This window comes from Psychrobacter sp. PG1 (assembly GCF_014897815.1).
Lineage (GTDB): Bacteria > Pseudomonadota > Gammaproteobacteria > Pseudomonadales > Moraxellaceae > Psychrobacter.
The window spans coordinates 1-19785 of the sequence record NZ_JABUZG010000068.1 but is presented as its reverse complement, the minus strand read 5'-3'; the positions used below and the strand labels follow the sequence as shown (position 1 = coordinate 19785).

The 19785-nt window shown below is 40.7% G+C and carries 16 protein-coding genes; 8 read left to right on the top strand and 8 right to left on the bottom strand.

What is annotated here, in order from left to right:
• Positions 1 to 34 precede the first annotated feature (34 nt).
• The 3 genes from INT03_RS11010 to INT03_RS11000 all read left to right on the top strand — a co-directional run bounded on the left by INT03_RS11010 (position 35) and on the right by INT03_RS11000 (position 5415).
• Positions 35 to 826 carry an ABC transporter permease gene (locus INT03_RS11010; protein ID WP_193008983.1) on the top strand — a complete coding sequence of 264 codons (792 nt, stop codon included), beginning with the start codon at positions 35 to 37 and terminating at the stop codon, positions 824 to 826.
• Between the two features lie 553 nt (positions 827 to 1379).
• Positions 1380 to 3077, top strand: coding sequence for an AMP-binding protein (locus tag INT03_RS11005; RefSeq protein WP_055124120.1), 1698 nt, complete (start codon positions 1380 to 1382; stop codon positions 3075 to 3077).
• 637 nt (positions 3078 to 3714) lie between these two features.
• Positions 3715 to 5415 (top strand): AMP-binding protein, encoded by a 1701-nt coding sequence (locus tag INT03_RS11000; protein WP_193008982.1) that lies wholly within the window; start codon positions 3715 to 3717, stop codon positions 5413 to 5415.
• A gap of 126 nt (positions 5416 to 5541) precedes the next feature.
• Here INT03_RS11000 and INT03_RS10995 read toward each other — a convergent pair whose 3' ends face one another.
• The 5 genes from INT03_RS10995 to sohB all read right to left on the bottom strand — a co-directional run bounded on the left by INT03_RS10995 (position 5542) and on the right by sohB (position 11545).
• Positions 5542 to 6411, bottom strand: coding sequence for an SDR family oxidoreductase (locus INT03_RS10995; protein ID WP_226950275.1), 870 nt, complete (start codon positions 6409 to 6411; stop codon positions 5542 to 5544).
• Positions 6412 to 6638: 227 nt separating this feature from the next.
• Positions 6639 to 7397 carry a histidine phosphatase family protein gene (locus tag INT03_RS10990; protein ID WP_193008981.1) on the bottom strand — a complete coding sequence of 253 codons (759 nt, stop codon included), beginning with the start codon at positions 7395 to 7397 and terminating at the stop codon, positions 6639 to 6641.
• 240 nt (positions 7398 to 7637) lie between these two features.
• Entirely contained in the window at positions 7638 to 8915 is a 1278-nt protein-coding gene (locus INT03_RS10985; protein ID WP_193008980.1) for a phosphotransferase family protein, read from the bottom strand.
• A 153-nt stretch (positions 8916 to 9068) separates the two neighbouring features.
• Positions 9069 to 10319 (bottom strand): acyl-CoA dehydrogenase family protein, encoded by a 1251-nt coding sequence (locus INT03_RS10980; protein ID WP_193009001.1) that lies wholly within the window; start codon positions 10317 to 10319, stop codon positions 9069 to 9071.
• A gap of 245 nt (positions 10320 to 10564) precedes the next feature.
• The gene (sohB, locus tag INT03_RS10975) at positions 10565 to 11545 is read right to left on the bottom strand and encodes a protease SohB (protein WP_193008979.1); all 981 of its coding nucleotides are present in this window, start codon (positions 11543 to 11545) and stop codon (positions 10565 to 10567) included.
• Between the two features lie 368 nt (positions 11546 to 11913).
• On the opposite strand from sohB, the gene aspS reads away from it, so the two are divergent.
• The 5 genes from aspS to INT03_RS10950 all read left to right on the top strand — a co-directional run bounded on the left by aspS (position 11914) and on the right by INT03_RS10950 (position 17439).
• Positions 11914 to 13740 carry an aspartate--tRNA ligase gene (gene aspS / locus INT03_RS10970; protein WP_193009000.1) on the top strand — a complete coding sequence of 609 codons (1827 nt, stop codon included), beginning with the start codon at positions 11914 to 11916 and terminating at the stop codon, positions 13738 to 13740.
• Positions 13741 to 13807: 67 nt separating this feature from the next.
• The gene (locus INT03_RS10965) at positions 13808 to 14767 is read left to right on the top strand and encodes a lysophospholipid acyltransferase family protein (protein ID WP_193008978.1); all 960 of its coding nucleotides are present in this window, start codon (positions 13808 to 13810) and stop codon (positions 14765 to 14767) included.
• 380 nt (positions 14768 to 15147) lie between these two features.
• Positions 15148 to 15864 (top strand): glycosyltransferase, encoded by a 717-nt coding sequence (locus INT03_RS10960; protein WP_406947499.1) that lies wholly within the window; start codon positions 15148 to 15150, stop codon positions 15862 to 15864.
• A 2-nt stretch (positions 15865 to 15866) separates the two neighbouring features.
• Positions 15867 to 16736 (top strand): WlaTC/HtrL family glycosyltransferase, encoded by an 870-nt coding sequence (locus INT03_RS10955; RefSeq protein ID WP_193008976.1) that lies wholly within the window; start codon positions 15867 to 15869, stop codon positions 16734 to 16736.
• Between the two features lie 46 nt (positions 16737 to 16782).
• On the top strand, positions 16783 to 17439 hold the full coding sequence (locus INT03_RS10950) for an IS1595 family transposase (RefSeq protein ID WP_193008975.1): 657 nt from the start codon (positions 16783 to 16785) through the stop codon (positions 17437 to 17439).
• Here INT03_RS10950 and INT03_RS10945 read toward each other — a convergent pair.
• From INT03_RS10945 to INT03_RS10935, 3 genes are all read right to left on the bottom strand, one after another.
• Positions 17436 to 18440: a capsular polysaccharide synthesis protein gene (locus INT03_RS10945; RefSeq protein ID WP_193008974.1), complete on the bottom strand. Its 1005-nt coding sequence runs from the start codon at positions 18438 to 18440 to the stop codon at positions 17436 to 17438. The genes INT03_RS10950 and INT03_RS10945 overlap by 4 nt on opposite strands.
• A gap of 351 nt (positions 18441 to 18791) precedes the next feature.
• Entirely contained in the window at positions 18792 to 19406 is a 615-nt protein-coding gene (locus tag INT03_RS10940; protein WP_193008973.1) for a glycosyltransferase family 2 protein, read from the bottom strand.
• A gap of 27 nt (positions 19407 to 19433) precedes the next feature.
• Positions 19434 to 19785: glycosyltransferase (locus tag INT03_RS10935; RefSeq protein WP_226951685.1), on the bottom strand; the 352-nt coding region annotated here is incomplete at its 5' end.

Here is a 19785-nt window from a genome sequence, read left to right as displayed (position 1 = left end):
ATCTTATATTCGTCAGTTTATATAATGAGCCACTATGAGCGGTACAGATGACATACAAGTATTTTTAACTTACGGTGATATTGCCCTTGCCAGCAGCTTAATTATCATCGTTCTTATTATCTCTTGGCGGCTACGCTTACAGCTGACCAAAACGCTGTTAATCGCGGCTATCCGCACGGTGCTCCAGCTCAGTTTTATCGGCTTGATATTGGCATGGATTTTCGCTCGTGAACAGTGGTATGAAGTCCTGTTAATTTTGACCATCATGACCTTGATTGCAGGCGCTGCTGCCAAAAATCGCGTCAAACGCAGCTATAAAGGTTTGTTAACTGACACTTTGCTAGCAGTGAGCGCTTCGGCTATATTAGTCACTGCCATAGCCATCATGGTTATTTTAAAGGTACAGCCTTGGTACACACCGCAATTCGTTATTCCTATATTGGGGCTAATATTGGGCAATTCGCTCACCGCTATCTCATTGACCAGCAACCAGTTGATTGAATCCTTTCATGAGCAGCAAGGACGTATAGAGATGATGCTCAGCCTATCTGCTCGCCCATTTGAAGCGGTACATGAACCAATACGCGCCGCCATTGTCAATGGCATGACTCCAACGCTGAACTCTATGCTAGTCGTCGGTATCGTTAGCTTGCCCGGAATGATGACGGGTCAAATATTGGCTGGCGCTGACCCCACTCAAGCGATTCGCTATCAGATAGTCACTATGTTTTTGATATGTGTGAGCAGTACGCTCGGCTGTACGATCAGCGCTTTACTCATTTATCGACGCTTTTTTAATCAAAACAAGCAACTGATATTACCTTAATAATTGAGCATAACTGCATTCAGTTGGAGTGCTGACAAATCTATAGTTGATATATTGATGTTGGCTATGATAATTTTTTTGCTCAACTCATTCATTTCTATACTTATTAAGTGGCGAATAGCGTATCTTAAATGACAAACAGCGCATCTATCTAGTCACGTGAAATTCCATAAAAATCATATTTTTCAGCTTTATTTATGCACTGCTCAGTATTTCATATTAGTATAATATTTGATGACATTCATGCTACTGTATTGCTTAAATGTATCATTATTTTCTGATACCTTAGTGTTAGATAACAGGTGGAGCTTATTTAAGAGCAAAAATGCTTTTACAATTAAGCGATCTGTTCGTTCAATTGACGTCATTATCCTTTAATAATGATTAAGTCGTTTTGTACGATAGCAATAAAACCTAGCAGCCAGTCAATAGATAAGGATATTATCACGCTCAGCGGCAAACGGTTTACGTCAGCGCTGATGTGTTTTATTGACACGGATATGACTGCTTTACGACAGAATTCACCCTATTTTAAACTTCAAGGACGCTGACTATGACGCCGAATAAACCTTGGCTTGCCCATTATCCTAATGGTGTACCAAAAACTATCAACCCCGATAGATATAGCAGCATCATGGAGCTGTACGAAGAATGCTTTGAGCGCTTTCGTCTGCACCCTATGAGTATCTGTATGGGCGTGACCCATACCTACGATGATGTTGATAAAGCTTCACTTGCCGTTGCTGCATGGTTGCAGGCGCAGGGGCTGCCTCAAGGCAGTGTAGTCGCACTTATGATGCCAAACGTGCCGCAATATCTGCCAACGATGATTGGTATTTTGCGGGCGGGTTATGTGTGTACCCCAGTTAACCCACTTTACACTGGTCGTGAGCTGCGCCATCAATTAAATGATTCTGGCGCTCAGGTTATTTTTGTGGTTGATAACTTTGCTCAAGCGCTCGAACAAGTCATTGATGAGACCAATATTAAGCGTATTGTCCTATCAAAAATGGGCGACATGATGGGCTTAAAAGGTATCTTAGTGAATACCATCATTCGTCAGGTCAAACGCTTAGTGCCTAAGTACAAGTTGAATGACCCTAAGCACGAAGTGACCAAGTTTCCTGATGTGCTGAAGAAAGGCAAAAGCCTTCCTTTCCATAAACCAAAAATGCAATTAGATCAAAAAGCATTTTTACAGTATACAGGTGGCACAACAGGACTATCTAAAGGGGCTATCTTAACGCAGCGCAATATCGTCGCGGCTGCGATGCAATCAGAAGCATGGACCAAACCGATTACGTCAGAGATTAATGAGGTCTATATCAATATGGTCATGGCGTTACCGCTCTATCATATTTTTGCCTTTATGCTCAGTCTACTCGGCATGCGCTCAGGCTACACCTTTATCTTGATACCTAATCCACGTGATATACCAGGATTCATTAAAACCTTATCAAAACAGCCGTTCCATATATTGCCAGCGGTGAATACCTTGTTTAAAGGCTTACTTGATCATCCAAACTTTAAAGAGTTAGACTTTAGCTCACTACGCATCTCACAAGCAGGTGGTATGGCAGCAACTGAGCAGACAGCGGCACGCTGGTTAGAAGTCACTGGTTGCGCTATGATTGAGGGTTGGGGTATGACAGAAGGGGTCGCTGTAGGTACCGCTAACGTCATCACTGATCGCAAGTTCAACGGTACGATTGGTGTGCCTGTCTCTAGTGTCGATGTCATTGTCATCGATGATGAAGGCAATCGCGTTGGTGTAAACGAAGCTGGTGAGATGTGTGTCAAAGGTCCTAACGTAACCTCAGGTTATCTTAACAGAGACAGTAGTGATGACTTTACGGCAGATGGCTACTTTCGCACTGGCGATATCGTCAGCATGGATGAAAAAGGATACTTTAGATTATTAGACCGTAAAAAAGACATGATTTTGGTTTCAGGCTTTAATGTCTTCCCAAATGAGGTTGAATCAGTGATGCTAGATTGTGATGGTATTATTGATTGTGCGGTGATTGGTATTCCCGATGAGCATCAAGGTGAAGCGGTCAAAATTTATATCGTCCCTGCCGATAACAATGTCACCAAGGACGTCATTAAAGAATTTGCATTGGACAATATGACTGGCTATAAATGCCCGCGTCATATCGAATTTGTCAGCGAGTTGCCAAAGAGTAATGTGGGTAAAGTATTACGTCAAAAACTGCGTGAAAAGCATATGTCGGACAACCCACAATTGTAAATAAAGAAATCATTATCAAAAAGCGTTTTACATCATATGTAGAGCGCTTTTTTTATGTGAATCTATCATTCTTATACAGAAAGTCATTCATTTGTAACTATAATGTTAATGCTTTTACGTAACAACTTTTCTTACAAAATAGATGATTCTTATAATATTTCACAAATTTCCAAGAGAAATACCGTTCGCACCTTGTTGCTAACCGCTTATCCTCTATGCTGTTACAACATATATTTTTTGCTTTATCAAACTTAATTATAAACTATCAAGTTCTTGTATAAAAATAACAATATCAATTGTAGTTATGTTAATGTGTTGCCAAAATAAGTCACGCTATTTTTTATTAGTGTGAGTCGATAGTCGTTCAATTCAGATCAGTTTATGAGCAAGTGGTGCTTTTCTTAGTAAGGACAATAGTAACCAGCTGTTTACTGTATTTAGACCACTGCTTTTTATAGTGAAATGAGCTTGTAGTTAAATAATTTATATAAAGGTCACCGTATTTTAGCAGTCTGTGAATCAATAGGATAGCACGCGACAATCCATTGCTCTCAAGGCGATGATTTATATTGTTGACAAGGATGTGACTACTCTTTTATAGAACCTTAACGTATCACAACATTTAAGGACGCTAAGTATGACAGTAGATAAGCCTTGGTTGGCGCAATATCCAGAAAACGTACCCAAGACCATTAATCCTGATCAATATGAGAGCCTCATAGAGCTGTATGAGGAATGTTTCAATCGTTTTCGTATGCATCCTATGACTATTTGTATGGGTGTCACTCATACTTATGGTGATGTGGATAAAGCCTCACTGGCCGTTGCCGCATGGTTACAAGCGCAAGGCATTCCTAAAGGCAGTGTGGTCGCACTCATGATGCCAAACGTGCCGCAATATCTGCCAACGATGATTGGTATTTTGCGAGCGGGCTACGTGTGTACCCCTGTTAACCCACTGTATACCGGTCGTGAGCTGCGCCATCAGTTGAACGACTCGGGTGCTCAGGTTATTTTTGTGGTTGATAACTTTGCTCAAGCGCTCGAACAAGTCATTGAAGAAACCGACATCAAGCGTATTGTCCTCTCGAAAATGGGCGATATGATGGGGCTAAAGGGTATTTTGGTCAATACGGTTATCCGTCAGGTCAAACGCTTAGTGCCTAAATATAACCTGAATGACCCTAAATACGATGTGACCAAGTTTCCTGATGTGCTGAAGAAAGGCAAAAATTTGCCTATCCAAGCACCAAAAACCACACTGCAACAAAAAGCAATTTTGCAATATACTGGTGGAACGACTGGTTTGTCGAAAGGCGCTGTTTTGACTCAGCGTAACGTTGTCGCCGCTGCGATGCAGTCAGAAGCTTGGTACCGCCCTATCACCTCAGATATTAATGAGGTCTATATCAATATGGTCATGGCGTTACCGCTGTATCATATTTTTGCCTTTATGCTGACCCTGTTAGGCATGCGCTCGGGTTACACCTTTATCTTGATTCCTAACCCACGCGATATGCCAGGCTTTGTTAAAACGCTGTCAAAACAGCCGTTCCATATATTGCCAGCAGTGAATACTTTGTTTAAAGGCTTACTTGACCAACCAACCTTTAAAGATTTGGACTTTAGCTCACTGCGCATCTCACAAGCAGGTGGTATGGCAGCAACTGAACAAACAGCTGCTCGCTGGTTAGAAGTCACTGGCTGCCCGATGGTCGAAGGTTGGGGGATGACTGAAGGGGTTGCAGCTGGTACGGCTAACGTCATCACTGATCGCAAGTTTAACGGTACGATTGGTATACCAGTCCCTAGCGTAGATATCATTGTCGTTGATGATGAAGGTAATCGTGTCGGCTTACATCAAGCTGGCGAGATGTGCATTAAAGGCCCAAACATCACTTCAGGCTATTTTAATAAAGACAATAGCAATGACTTTACCAGTGATGGTTACTTCCGTACTGGCGATATCATCAGTATGGATGAACAGGGCTATATCACTTTACTTGATCGCAAAAAAGATATGATTTTGGTTTCAGGCTTTAACGTCTTCCCAAATGAAATCGAGTCAGTCATGCTAGATTATAAAGGCATCATTGATTGCGCAGTGATCGGTATTCCTGATGACCACCAAGGCGAAGCAGTCAAAATTTATATCGTCCCTGCTGATAATAATGTTACCAAGAGTGATATTAAAGAGTTTGCTTTGGACAATTTGACTGGTTATAAATGCCCACGTCATATCGAATTTGTCAGCGAGTTGCCAAAGAGTAATGTGGGTAAAATATTGCGTCAAAAGTTACGTGAAAAGCATCTGTCCGATAACCCTCAAACCCTGTAGTGCATAGATTTTAGATGTTTAAAAAGAAGACAATAAAAAACCCTCAGCATTAAGGTTGAGGGTTTTTTATTGTCTTCTTTTTGACTTTATTGCTGTTGATACCAAAGCAATGAAGTCAAATAGTTACTAATTGACTTTATTAACCACTTGCAATGGTAAATGCTTCATTGCTTGACCGACAATAGACCACGGTAGACTTGGTACACAAGCTTCATCTACTCCAGCCTCAATCGCTGCAACGATGGATTTGGTACCCGTATCTGCATCCACTTCAAACGGTAGTGATTTGGCATTTTCATTAATTTCAGTACGGATATAACCCGGATAGATGGTCGAGACTTTAATGGGCAATTTGGTTAATAACATATCAGCACGAATGCCTTCTGCCAGATGAGCCAGACCTGCCTTACTTGCGCCATAAGCGGTCAAATGCTTAGGCAGTCCACGCATTGCTGACATGCTTGATATCACCACCAGATGACCGCTGTTTTGTGCGCGGAATATATTCATCGCCGCTTCACATTGCGCGAGCGCAGAGACAAAGTTAATCTCAACGGTGCGGCGGTTGGTATCGAAGCGCCCTTTACCAATACGGCGACTATCCCCGACTCCTGCATTGACCACCACACGATCGATATGACCAAAGTCAGTTGCGAACGCATCAAATACATTGAATATGGCATCATAGTCGCTGACATCTAATGCTCGATATTCAACACGAATATCAGGATACGCTGCCATTAACTCTGATTGTAGACTTTCTAGACGGTCGGTACGACGCGCGCAAATCGCCAAATTATAGCCAAGCTTAGCAAACAATCTTGCCATGCCTTCGCCCAGTCCTGAGCTGGCACCCGTGATTAATACTGTTTTACCACGACCAATCTGCTGCTTATTTAAACCTTTTAGGTATCGTGCGGGCACAATCGCGCTAAATAGCTGATTTTTACTTTGTTTGGCGCTTTTAGTGACTAAATTGATCAATTTATTTTGCATAGAACGTCCTGTTTACATCCATATTATATGAAGTTGACAGTCTATAATATCGCAAATTGATAAGTGCGGCTTGTCTGTCATAAAAATACTCAACAATTATCATAGCAGATTTTAATAACATAAAAATCTGCTGCGTGTTTAGAGTGATCATTTTATCCTGATGTTAATCACGGCTTAATTGTGGCTGAATTATGACCTTGATGTCTCACCGGCCATCACATGCTATGTTATCGCCACGTCACGAAGCGTTTGCCATCAGAAAATAAGTGACTGTATTCATTTAAAGACAATAGCCGTGTACTCTGCGCTTTTAAAGTAATAGACGTCACGCCCGTATTAACCAAGCTTTTATTAATTTGATACGCAGTCTGACTGCCTTGTTGTAATAACTGCGCGGTAATAGCCGAAATAATGCCGCCCGAAGTAAACACCAGCACCGTACTATCACGCTCTAAATTCAGATTAGCCACTTGCAAACGCACTTGCTCAAGCGCTTGTTTTGCCCGCTCATTAAATTGTGGCCAGTTCTCAATATAATCACCGTCATCCCCACCCGCATGCCAGCGCTGCATTGCAGCATCAAACAGCTCCGCTAAACGCATAGACGGCACTTCTGCTTGCGCAATCTCAGCGGCAATAGCACCTTTACTCATGAAAGCAGGATTAGACTTTATAAACACGTCCTTATGATTAAATTCATCAAATTGTGGCAGTACATAGCTATCCGGTGCACTTATATCGATCGCAGGCTTACTAGAGATATTGCTATCGCTATCAAAAAATGACTGATAACGCTGCCAAAAATGATGTGCAGAGTCTTGCTGCCTAACCAAACTACCAGTAAAAATCGCATCAATTCGACGCTGAGTCGTCGCGTAATGCTGACCTAGCATCTGCGCTTGCTTGCCACCCAGCTCTGAGAGTTGATCGTAATTCTCTTGTCCAAATGACGCTTGACCATGACGGGCCAAAAGTATGGTTGTCATAAAATACTGCCTTATTAATCGCACTCTTATAATTTTTCAACGTACTAGGGCTTGTCCTCATTTTAAAAATGGTGAAAAAAATGAGATAAATTGCCGCCAAACAAGGAAAATAGCGCAAATAATATCAAGATATTCATAAGCTATTTGACGCAGTTTGGCAAAATTCAGCCATTTTTAACCCATTTAGAGAATGCTCGATTCAATTGAGGATATGCCCTAGATTTTTAATTTTTAAGCTGCTTACTCTTCAGCTTTAGGTGCGCTTTGTCCAAAATAGCTCTTTGGCAAAATACCTTTAATCACAGCCTGTATAGGACTTGGCAACTGCTCAATCATCGCAGCATCAACACCCATATCCTGTAGATGCGGCTGTACTCGGCTAGTAAACAAAATCTCACCTTCATATTGAGCAATCAGTTTAAGACATTTGGCATGTAATACGTGCACAATAATCCAGAAATTTTTAAAGGCGGGATTGGTCGTTTGTTTATGATAGTAGCGGTAATAAATCTGCTGAACGATACCCGCTAGACGGAATAACCCAAACACTTCATAAAACGTCCAGTTGTCTATTTCTAGACCTGTCTGCTCAAGATAATAAGCAACCACCTCATCGCGAGTCATCATGCCTTTTAAATGGGTGGGCTGACGGCGTGACTGCTGCATAATGATGTTGTCATCTTCTTCAATCCAATACGCCAATGCGCTGCCCAAATCCATCAAAGGATCGCCCAAGGTCGCCATCTCCCAGTCGAGTACGCCGATCACCTTGGTCGGATCTGCTGCATCCAAAATCACATTATCAAAGCGCCAATCATTATGAATGAGGCAAGTCTTACTATCAGCAGGCGTATGCTTACCGAGCCATTGACGGACTAAGGCAAAACTTGGGACGTTAGACGTTTTGGCTTTGACATAACGCTTGTCCCAGCCAGTTACTTGACGTTCGCAATAACCTTCACCGCGTCCAAGATGGACCAAATCAGGATGCGCTTTATAATCGACTTGATGCAATTCAATCAAAGCATCGATGACATTGGTACATAATGCACGCGTTTGCTCTTCATTTAAATCGATGCCTTTTGGCAAATTGGCACGAGGAATGATACCTTCCATACGCTCCATGACATAAAAGTCAGCGCCGATAACATCTTCATCGGTACATAGCGCGACCATTTTAGGTACATAAGGATAAGCATCTTCTAAGGATTTTTGAACCGTATATTCGCGCACCATGTCGTGTGCTGATTTTGCTTTGGTACCTTTTGGTGGACGGCGTAAAATTAAATCTTGGCTTTTACCTTCGCCTTCATATTGCAAACGATAGGTCCAGTTTGAGGCACCACCTGAAAATTGAGTAACGGTAGGTTCGCCTTTTATATCCACACCCTGATCACGTAGCCATGAGCTGACCGCTTTGGTATCAAGCTCTTCACCCTCACGAACCTCACCGCCTTTATCTAAGATTTTATTAGCTACTTCTTCAATGGTAGTTTTGCTTTGATTAGCAGTTGCCATATGACATTCCTTATCCTGTGGTCAATTATGTTTTATCAGTGAGTATAGGGCTGAAAATTCACTATTAACGGTGTAATAGTGAATTTCAATGAGAAATTAAGTTAAACAGATGGTTATTTAAATCAGTTTCTATAAATTTATGAATAACTAAACTTAGGATTTACCAGGTTTAGAAGGGCGAATAAAACCCTGACGCTTTAATTCTAACTTAGCAATCATCGTTTTATGCACTTCATCAGGACCATCGGCTAAGCGCAGCGCTCGTGCTTGCGCAAAGAATGCAGGTAGCATCGTATCTTGGCAAACGCCCATGCCACCATGAATCTGAATCGCCATATCGACCACTTCTTGTAGCACGGTTGGCGCAACCACTTTAATAGCAGAGATTTCAGTCAATGCCGCTTTTGTGCCTTGCGCGTCCATTTTTTGCGCTGCATATAATGTCAATAAACGCGCTTGGTCAATCTTAATACGCGCCTCAGCGATACGCTCAAAATTACCACCCAGTTGTAATAACGGCTTACCAAAAGCCGTACGCTCCATGCCGCGCTTAACAGCCAGCTCTAGCGACTTTTCGGCAGCGCCAATACAGCGCATGCAATGGTGAATACGACCTGGTCCTAGGCGACCTTGTGCAATCTCAAAGCCCATACCTGCACCACCGATAAAGTGACTGACGGGCACACGTACTTTATCAAAGCTGACTTCACCATGGCCATGCGGCGCATCATAATCGCCAAAGACTTTGAGCATGCGCTCGATGTTGACACCCGCTGTCTTTGCTGGGACCAATACCATCGAATGTTGATGATGACGGTCTTTATTCTCATCAGGCGTGTACGCCATCACAATCAAAATGTCGACCGCAGGGTCACCCAGACCCGATGACCACCATTTACTGCCATTGATAATAATCTCATCGCCATCAACCACAGCTGTCGCTTGCATATTGGTCGCATCACTGGAGGCGACATCAGGCTCAGTCATACAAAATACCGAACGCGTTCTACCTTCTAAGATTGGTGTGAGCCATTTGTCTTGCTGCTCCTCTGAACCATAGCGCCATAATAGCTCCATGTTGCCACTATCGGGGGCATTACAGTTAAACACATAAGGCGCTAATAAACTACGTCCAGTGAGCTCGGCAATCGGTGCATAATCGGTCACCGACAGCCCTGCCCCTAGCGTGTCATCTGGCAAAAATAAATTCCATAGACCGGCTTCGCGTGCTTGTTTACGCAAAATCTCATATTTTTCTGGCCATTGCCAATTTTTCCAATTACCGTCTGGGTTTTGCGCATGACAATCCGCCCAAAACTGTGCTTCTATTGGTTCAATATGAGTTTCGATAAATGCTTTGACTTTGGCATACATGGCTTGACCATGTTCGGTGGCGGTAAACATCAATGTATTTTCAGACATAGCTGGCATCCTTTTCCTTGCTGATGGTTAATGATTTTCATCACGTTCACATAAAGCTTTTATAAAAAGCCCAATACTAATCTTATAGTGTACGTGCGTATACTCTGTTCTGTATGCCACATTTATAACACAGCATTTATGAATAAACAGCAAAAAGGCGCGACCCGCTAGGACACGCCTTTTACAAAATACAAACAATGCTTCTATTTAGAGTGGAAAACTGAAAACTACTTTAGGATATTTAAACGGCTATTAAAATCAAAGCGTGCTAGCGCATCTGGCAGCTTATCAATCGCAATATTCACCGTTGCTTCGGCAGCTTGTGACAATCCCAACTTCTCGGCGAGCGTTGGCTTTTGACGTGAATGCAGTGCATAGACTTCATTGTCGTCCATACGCTCTAAAATATAGCTGTCTGAGGTTTGTAGGCTGTCAATTAAATTCAATTTTAGTGCGTCTTCACCATACCAATGCTCGCCTGTTGCTACTTTTGCGACATCCAATGCTGGACGATAGGTGTTAACGAAATGTTTGAATAACTCATGCGTTTGCTCAAGCTCTTCTTGGTACTTGGCACGGTCGTCAGCATCATTTTCACCAAACATAGTAACGGTACGTTTATAGTCACCAGCGGTAAACATCTCATAATCGACGTCATGATTTTTTAGCCATTTATGAAAGTTTGGCAACTGTGATACCACACCGATTGAGCCAATAATAGCAAAGGGCGCAGCCACTACGTTATCTGCCACACAAGCCATCATATAACCGCCACTGGCCGCGACTTTATCGACACAGACTGTCAATTTTAAACCAGCCTCTTTTAGACGTGCCAATTGCGCTGCTGCCAAACCATAACCATGAACCAACCCGCCGCCTGATTCAAGACGTACCACGACTTCATCGCCTTTATTTGCACTGCTGATTAATGTGCTGATTTCTTCGCGTAAATGCTTGACTGCCGTGGCTTTGATATCACCGTCAAAGTCGAGAACGAACACTTGTGATTTATTATCACTGTTTTTTTTCTTATTTTTGCTTTTTGCCTTCAATGCTTGCTTGGCTTTTTTAGCCATTACTTTTTTGAATTGCTTAAGCGCGGCTTTACCTTGAGTTGCCTCCATTAAGTCTTCACGGCGTTGTTCTTGGCTTTTATTTAGATGAACAACTTGTAGCTCAACAGGGTTCTTAGCAGGGTGAAAAAGCATGAGTAGCATTCCTTACATGATTAGAATAATTTTAATAAGATTTTATAAGTGAGCCTGATATGTGCACAGTGGCTGATATTTTCAAGCAAAATGACAATATTTAACCCGATGCAAATGTTACTGAATAAATACGCCCATTACTGATACTTTCCTACGCTTTGATTGGACGCCACTGGTTGTATAACAAGGGCAGATTAGGCATAATATGCGTTTACACCAAATTTTCTGTAGCCAACGTGATGACCATTTGTCTTAATCGCGTTATTTGTGCGTTTTTAGCGGATAGCTTGAATCGTACAGCAATGGCTGCATTATTGTATTTCGAATTGGGCTGACAACTGGATAATTATATTATGACGCAAAGCACTATGACGCATAGCGAATATCGAGACGAATATTGCGGAGCCGTAACCGAAAGCTTCATCGATCAAACCATCAGTATCGTAGGCTGGGTACATCGTCGTCGCGATCACGGTGGCGTGATTTTTTTAGACATGCGTGACCGCGCTGGTATCTTGCAGGTCGTCGTTGACCCTGATACGCCAGAAGCCTTTGCAATGGCTGATGCGGTACGTCCTGAATATGTGCTAAAAATCACTGGTCGCGTACGTCAACGCTACGCGGGTACTGAAAACAATAATATGACCAGTGGTCAGATTGAGCTGCTGGGCAAAGAAATTGAAGTATTGGCAAAATCTGAAACACCGCCTTTCCCATTAAATGATGAGAAAACCACGGTATCAGAAGACTTGCGTTTGAAATACCGCTATCTTGATATGCGTCGTCCGCAAATGCAAGAGCGTATGGTTTTCCGTGCTAAAGCCACGTCCGCCATTCGTCGTTACTTAGATGACCATGGTTTCTTAGACGTTGAGACCCCTATCTTGACTCGTGCGACACCAGAAGGCGCGCGCGATTATCTTGTGCCATCACGCACACGCCCAGGTAACTTTTTCGCCTTGCCACAATCACCACAACTATTTAAACAGTTGCTGATGGTGTCAGGTTTTGATCGTTATTATCAAATCGCTAAATGTTTCCGTGATGAAGACTTACGTGCTGACCGTCAGCCTGAATTTACCCAAGTCGATATTGAAACTTCTTTCTTAAATGAAGAAGAAATCATGAACATCAACGAAGGTTTGATTAAGCATTTATTTAAAACCATGATGGATGTTGAGTTTGAGCAATTCCCACGCATGACTTACGCTGAAGCAATGCGTGACTATGCCTCAGACAAGCCTGACTTACGTATTCCATTAAAACTCATCGACGTTGCTGATTTAATGAAAGACGTTGATTTTAAAGTATTTGCCGGTCCTGCTAACGATCCTAAAGGTCGTGTTGCTGCCCTACGCATCCCTGGTGGCGCGTCATTAAGCCGTAAGCAAATCGATGCTTATACCAAATTCGTTAGCATTTATGGTGCACGTGGTTTGGCTTATATCAAAGTCAATGATGCGAGCAACATCAACAACGGCGTTGACCAAGAATCTGGTCTTCAGTCTCCTATCATCAAAAATATGACTGATGACGTCTTGGTAAGCTTGATTGAGCGTACTGGTGCAGAAAGCAACGATATTATTTTCTTTGGTGCGGATAAAGCCAGTGTCGTCAATGACGCAATCGGCGCACTACGTCAAAAAATTGGTCTAGACCTTGAAATGACTACTTGTCTGTGGGCACCACTTTGGGTCACCGATTTCCCAATGTTTGAGCAAACGGACGATGGTCGTTGGACGTCAATGCATCACCCGTTTACTAAACCTAAAGGTTCTGTTGATGAATTGAAAAACAACCCAGAATCTGCCCTTTCTATCGCTTATGATATGGTACTAAATGGTACAGAAGTTGGTGGTGGTAGCTTACGTATCAATACCTATGATATGCAGCAAGCCGTACTTGAAGCGTTAGGTATCGGCGAGCAAGAAGCTCAAGATAAGTTTGGCTTCTTACTTGACGCCTTAAAATTCGGTGCGCCGCCGCATGGTGGCTTGGCCTTTGGTTTAGATCGCTTAATTATGCTCATGGTAGGCGCAGACTCTATCCGTGATGTTATCGCTTTCCCGAAAACCAAAACTGCTGAGTGCCCACTAACTCAAGCACCTGCTGAAGTTGATAGCAAGCAGCTACGTGATCTTGGTATCCGTGTGCGCGAAAAAGCACAGGCTGACACCAACAAACCTGCGCAATAAATGGTCTAACGATGTCCGGATATTTTTTTCAGTACTTATTACGTGATTCATCACCGTGTGAATGGTTATGAATCCGTATCACATTTTTAAAATCGTGCCATTGTCTGTCTTGCAGATACTGGCACGTTTTGTTGCGTGGGTGATTATCAAGATACCCAATTTTAGTATCATGCGTACAGTCAGTATCAATTTGGCGTTAATTGCGCCTAAGCTGACTGATGTGCAAAAACAAGTGTTAACCAAAGAGATTATTTATCACCAGTGTTTGACCAGTATTGAATCGATTAAAAGCTGGGCCATGCCACCTGAGTGGAGTATCGCTCAGATTCGCGACGTTCATAATAAAGACATTTTATTAGAAGGACTTGCGAGTGCCAACGGCATGCTCGCTATCGTGCCGCATCTCGGTACATGGGAGATGATGAACGCTTGGCTCAATCAATTTGGTTCCCCAACCATTATGTACAAACCTGTCAAAGGTGACATTACCAACAACTTTGTGCTACAAGGGCGTTCAAGGCTTAATGCGACCTTAGTACCAACCGATGGTAGCGGTGTCAAAGCCATATTTAAAACCCTCAAACAAGGTGGCTTTAGTATCGTCTTACCCGATCATGTTCCTGATCCTTCGGGCGGCGTGGTTGTGCCCTTTTTTGGTATTAAAACGCTAACCAGTACTCTTGCTTCTAAACTTGCTAGTAAAACCAGATGTGCCTTGGTCGGCTTATCTTGTATTCGCCGTGACGATGGTCGTGGATTTGACATTTATTGTTATAAGCTCGATGATCCAGCACTTTATGATCGTCATGCCGAGACCGCCGCTTATGCACTTAACCAAGCCATGCAACAGATGATTGAAGAAAAATGCAGTCACTATATGTGGGGCTATCGACGTTTCAAACACATTCCCACATTAGGGAATCCTTACAACGTTGATGAAAAAACTTTGGCCAAATTCATTCGTGATAACAAGCGGGCTGATCAAAACGTTCATGATACAATCACGCGCGCTGGCCATGAACAATGAACAATGACCTTACAATTAGCCAAACGTTTAGAGATATCGTGAATCATAGCTGTGATAATATCGGCTTACTTTTGTACCTTTGAACGTTACTAGGGCGTGTCCTCAGTTCAATCGATCGTCTTATAAATGGATTAGAGATGACTAAATTTTGCCAAATAGCGTCAAATAGTCCGTCAATAACTCAATATTGTCTGCGCTACTTTCTTGTTTGGCGACAATTTATCTCATTTTTATCACCATGTTAAAAATGAGAACACGCCCTAAATATTTTTTATTTATATTAATATGAGTGCATTATGGCAACTGACGTAACCAATACCTCATCGAAAGACCACACGCACGCACGCAGCAGCACTGCTGAGCAGCGTTATGTTATCTGTATGAAATGGGGTAACAAATACGGCGCTGAGTACGTCAACCGTCTTTATAATATGGTCAGTCGCCATTTGACCTTAGACTTTCAAATGATCTGCCTCACTGATGATAGCAGCGGTATCGACCCTGCTGTGACTTGCCATCCTATTCCAAAGATGGATTTGCCTGCTGGACCTGAGCGTGGTTGGAAAAAACTCACGACTTTCAAACCTGAACTATATGGTCTTAAAGGTGTGGCTTTATTTTTAGATATCGACATTGTTATTGTTGATAACATAGACGCCTTTTTTACCTATCAAGCTCAGCACAAGGACAGCGTGGTGATTATCCGTGATTGGAAAAAACCGTGGCGAATGATTGGTAATAGCTCTGTTTATCGTTTCAACATTGGCATGAACACCTATCCTGATTTGCTCGCAAACTTTGAGCGTAACTTTGCTACCATTCGTACCCAAGTGCGCCATGAGCAGGCTTATCTGTCTAACTATTTACGTGAGCATCATCATTTAGAGTATTGGGATAAAACATGGTGTGTCAGCTTCAAGTACCAATGCATCGCCCCTATTCCCTTTAACTTTGTGCGCGCACCTACTCTGCTGGATGGTGCAAAGATTGTCATCTTTCATGGTGAGATTAATCCGCCAGATGCCATCAATGGTAGCGGAGGCAAGTGGTATCGTCATGTTAAGCCAAGCCCTTGGCTAAAAGATTATTGGCGGTAGTAATGGATAATTCAATATCAACAACTGAAAAGTCAATCACAATTGTTACTGCCTATTTTGATATTGGTAGAGGTGATTGGTCCACTGAAAAAGGACACCCTTCTCATCTACTTAGGGATAATCAAACATACCTATCATATTTTGAGAACTTAGCAAAACTCGATAATGAAATGGTTGTATTTACCTTTGAGGAAATGAAGCCTTATATCAGAAAATTAAGAGGTAACAAACCAACCAAGATCATCATTATTGATTTAGAAAAAAAGTTTAGAAACTTACTAGATGAAATTAAATCGATAATTAACAGCAATAATTTCAAGAGTAAAATACCCGATAAACACAAGCTCAACCCTGAGTATTGGTCTGAAAAGTATGTCCTAGTAACTAATCTAAAAACTTACTTTGTAAACAAAGCTATTGAAGATTTTAACTTGTCTAATGATCTGGTTGCTTGGGTAGACTTCGGATATTGTAGAGATAATACTACTCTGCTAGGTATTAATAATTGGTACTACCCTTTTGATGACTTACATGTTCATTTTTTCACATTAACAAAAGACAAGTTTTTTTTATTTTTTAACAATCCCAACTTCCCTCATACAAAAAACAAAGTTTTATCTGCTATTTTAAATAATAGAGCAGTTATCATAGGTGGCGTAACAGTAGCTAATCAAAATATTTGGAGAGAGTTCTTTAATGTTGTAAAAAATTGTCAAGAAGAATTATTTCAAAAAAACATTGTGGACGATGATCAAGGTGTTTATTTAATGTGTCATCTTAAGCAATCCAATCTATTTAAATTTCACTATCTTGGTAAAAATAGCAATGGTGAGCAAAATTGGTTTGGAACCATGCAAAAATTTCATGCTTAATTTATTTAGAGGCTGTAGTAGATAAGCACTATGCTAGACTACTTTTATGAAGATAACCCGTTGTAAACTAAGTAAAAAAGTACAGCGAAGGCTCTTAGAGTTTTTCACGGCTGAAGTGACTGCTAGAACAGCCGCAGACTTGCTCGACATTCAACCTAACACTGCGGCACTTTTTTATCATAAAATTAGACTTGTAATAGACGACCATCTCTCATTAGAAGCTGATGAGCTCTTTGATGGTGAAGTCGAATTAGATGAAAGTTACTTTGGCGGCGTACGCAAAGGCAAAAGAGGTCGCGGGGCTGCTGGTAAGACAGCTGTATTTGGTATTCTAAAACGAAATGGTAAGGTTTATACCATTGTCGTAGCAGACACCAAACAGACGACTCTAATGTCTGTTATTAAGCGTAAAATCAAGCCTGACAGCTTTGTTTATACTGATAGTTATCGAAGTTACAATGCGTTAGATGTGAGCGAGTTTAAACACCTCAGAGTCAATCACTCTAAAGAGTTTACTTGCGGTAAAAACAATCACATCAATGGCATTGAGAACTTTTGGAACCAGTCTAAACGAATACTCAGAAAATATAATGGGATCGATAAGAAGAACTTCCATTTATTTTTAAAAGAGTGTGAGTTTAGATTCAACTATGGATCACCGTCTACTCAGCTTAAAACTCTGAGAATATGGTGTGATGTTTAATCCTTATCTACTACAGCCCCTTTATTTATATATATATATCTATTTTTTAGATAGCCATAATATGTTTGTTTTTCGAAATACTCTTCCTTGAAAGCCTCATGAATAGTCAACTTATGAATACTAGCTTGTGAAACTATTTTTTTGTATTCGTCTTCATTAAATTGCTTTTTTATCTCAGATTGTAATAAATGTGGAAAAGTATCATCAATAACAGGAAATTCAAAATCTATAATTTTTGACTCCTTTAATTCATTAATCATTACTTGAAAGAAAAAGTAATACTCAATTTTACTTTCATTTTCCCAATAATAAAGCAGCAAGTCAACCAAGGTCTTTGTAATCATTGAGTTTGGCTTAGAAAACATAATACTACTAAGATGTTTTACTTTAAATTCATCTCTCCAATTAAAGTAAAAATGTGTATCATTTGTACCCCAATTTTTATTAAGAGAGTTAGGATCACGGCTATACATAAAAAAATTACAGTTTGCATATTCCTTGGGTAGCCTATCTGTTAATAAAACGGAAGCATCTAGCCAAACCCCACCATAGATTGACAACAATGCAACACGCAGCAAATCAGAAAAGAATACTGGTCTAAAAACTCCATTTTTACGTTTTTCATCAACAAACTCTGGAAGCTTTATATATTCATTTATGTTTTCATCAGTAATTCTGATAACCTGATAATCGTGAGCATGACTGTCTACTGAAGAAAAACATATTTCCACCATTTCCGGTAAATTTTCTAATCCCTGTCCCCAATATTGCCAAATAATTTTTTTGCCTACCAGTTCTTTTTTGATTGGTGGAGTATCATACTTTTCTATTTTTTTGTCAGCGTATTGATCAAGAACCATCCTCCAGTAAGAGGCTACTTTTTCTTGCTTAATTTTATCATCATACTGATAATTCCAGCGCTTCCTTACATTTCTAGGCACTAGGCCATTATAGAAAACCTTAAAGGGCTTATTACGGATAACGTTAAAGATCTTTTGCATGGTCTACATACCTTTCAGAATTTTGTCTAATTTGGAACGTTTAATATTCAGAGTTATTCTTTGATGTATTCGCAGCTCTTTATTAGCAACAAGATAAAGCTCTGAGAAGTACTTATTGTATTGAGCATAGGTGTCTTTTAACAAATCTTCCTGATGGTTTTTAGCGATTTTATTTAACAGCCCTATATAACGTTTATATACTTTATACAGCAAATAATGATAGCCATCTTTTTCACCATCTCTCTGATAGTTTTCAACGCGATAAGTGAAAGCATATAAATAATCATCTACGTATTTTTTGTCGATATTCTTTAAAATAGACCCTTCACGCTCACGATACTTTATTACAGGCTATTTTAAATAGCTATATTGAAAACTCTTTAATGAGATATCAGTCATATACAAAATATCTTCAAAATTCAATCCTTCTTTAAACCTTATGTCTTGTATTATCTGTCTTCTAAAAACCTTATTCCAAACATGATTACTATTATTTTCAATAATATTATCTAAGAAGCTATTGCTCTTATTGATATAATTTTTATTAGACGTGCCTATAAACCCTTTTTTATTTACCTCTTTTTTTCCTCGTAATGATACATAATCGGCACATAGCACATCCGAGTTCAATTTTTCTATTTGAGACATGACAGATTTATAAGCACCTTCGTACATAACATCATCAGAGTCAATAAACCAGATATACTCTGTTTGGCCCATATCGAAAAGCGCATTGCGTGTGTCTGACAAACCTCTATTATAAGGCGCATCGAAGATTTGCACTTGAGGGTAATTTTCAAAACGCTTGATAATAGCTGCACTATTATCTGTCGAAGCATCGTTCATTATTAAAATAGATGCTCTAGTATCGATTTGAGTGAGTATTGATTCTATACACTCTTCTACATAATCCGCTACATTATAAACAGGTATTAAAATACCAATTGTTAGATCTTCTTTATTCATACAACACTCACATTAAAAACTTTATAATTAACAGCTTGTTAATAAATTCTGAAATAATTGATAATACGCTTGAGTGACCTGTTTTTTATCATAATGAACTAAAACTTTCTCTCTAGCTGCCGTTGCTAGTGCTTGGTAGTTTGATGGATTAGATAGTACAGTCGCGATGATATTCGCCAGCTCTGTTGCTGCCCCGACTGAAAACAAGAAGCCATCCTTGTTGTCTTCAATCAACTCCTTTACTCCCATTGCAGTACTTCCCATAACGACACAGCCACTTGCCATCGCTTCTAGCACCGCTAGGTTCAGCCCTTCAAAACGGCTCGACATGATAAATACTTGGTGGTGTATCAAAAAGTATGCTGGGGTAATAAAGGAA

Excerpts from the sequence above, each read along its gene's own strand:
- INT03_RS11010 (WP_193008983.1), top strand. The coding sequence starts at position 35 with ATGAGCGGTACAGATGACATACAAGTATTTTTAACTTACGGTGATATT.
- INT03_RS11005 (WP_055124120.1), top strand. The coding sequence starts at position 1,380 with ATGACGCCGAATAAACCTTGGCTTGCCCATTATCCTAATGGTGTACCA.
- INT03_RS11000 (WP_193008982.1), top strand. The coding sequence starts at position 3,715 with ATGACAGTAGATAAGCCTTGGTTGGCGCAATATCCAGAAAACGTACCC.
- INT03_RS10995 (WP_226950275.1), bottom strand. The coding sequence starts at position 6,411 with ATGCAAAATAAATTGATCAATTTAGTCACTAAAAGCGCCAAACAAAGT.
- INT03_RS10990 (WP_193008981.1), bottom strand. The coding sequence starts at position 7,397 with ATGACAACCATACTTTTGGCCCGTCATGGTCAAGCGTCATTTGGACAA.
- INT03_RS10985 (WP_193008980.1), bottom strand. The coding sequence starts at position 8,915 with ATGGCAACTGCTAATCAAAGCAAAACTACCATTGAAGAAGTAGCTAAT.
- INT03_RS10980 (WP_193009001.1), bottom strand. The coding sequence starts at position 10,319 with ATGTTTACCGCCACCGAACATGGTCAAGCCATGTATGCCAAAGTCAAA.
- sohB (WP_193008979.1), bottom strand. The coding sequence starts at position 11,545 with ATGCTTTTTCACCCTGCTAAGAACCCTGTTGAGCTACAAGTTGTTCAT.
- aspS (WP_193009000.1), top strand. The coding sequence starts at position 11,914 with ATGACGCATAGCGAATATCGAGACGAATATTGCGGAGCCGTAACCGAA.
- INT03_RS10965 (WP_193008978.1), top strand. The coding sequence starts at position 13,808 with ATGAATCCGTATCACATTTTTAAAATCGTGCCATTGTCTGTCTTGCAG.
- INT03_RS10960 (WP_406947499.1), top strand. The coding sequence starts at position 15,148 with ATGAAATGGGGTAACAAATACGGCGCTGAGTACGTCAACCGTCTTTAT.
- INT03_RS10955 (WP_193008976.1), top strand. The coding sequence starts at position 15,867 with ATGGATAATTCAATATCAACAACTGAAAAGTCAATCACAATTGTTACT.
- INT03_RS10950 (WP_193008975.1), top strand. The coding sequence starts at position 16,783 with ATGAAGATAACCCGTTGTAAACTAAGTAAAAAAGTACAGCGAAGGCTC.
- INT03_RS10945 (WP_193008974.1), bottom strand. The coding sequence starts at position 18,440 with ATGCAAAAGATCTTTAACGTTATCCGTAATAAGCCCTTTAAGGTTTTC.
- INT03_RS10940 (WP_193008973.1), bottom strand. The coding sequence starts at position 19,406 with ATGAATAAAGAAGATCTAACAATTGGTATTTTAATACCTGTTTATAAT.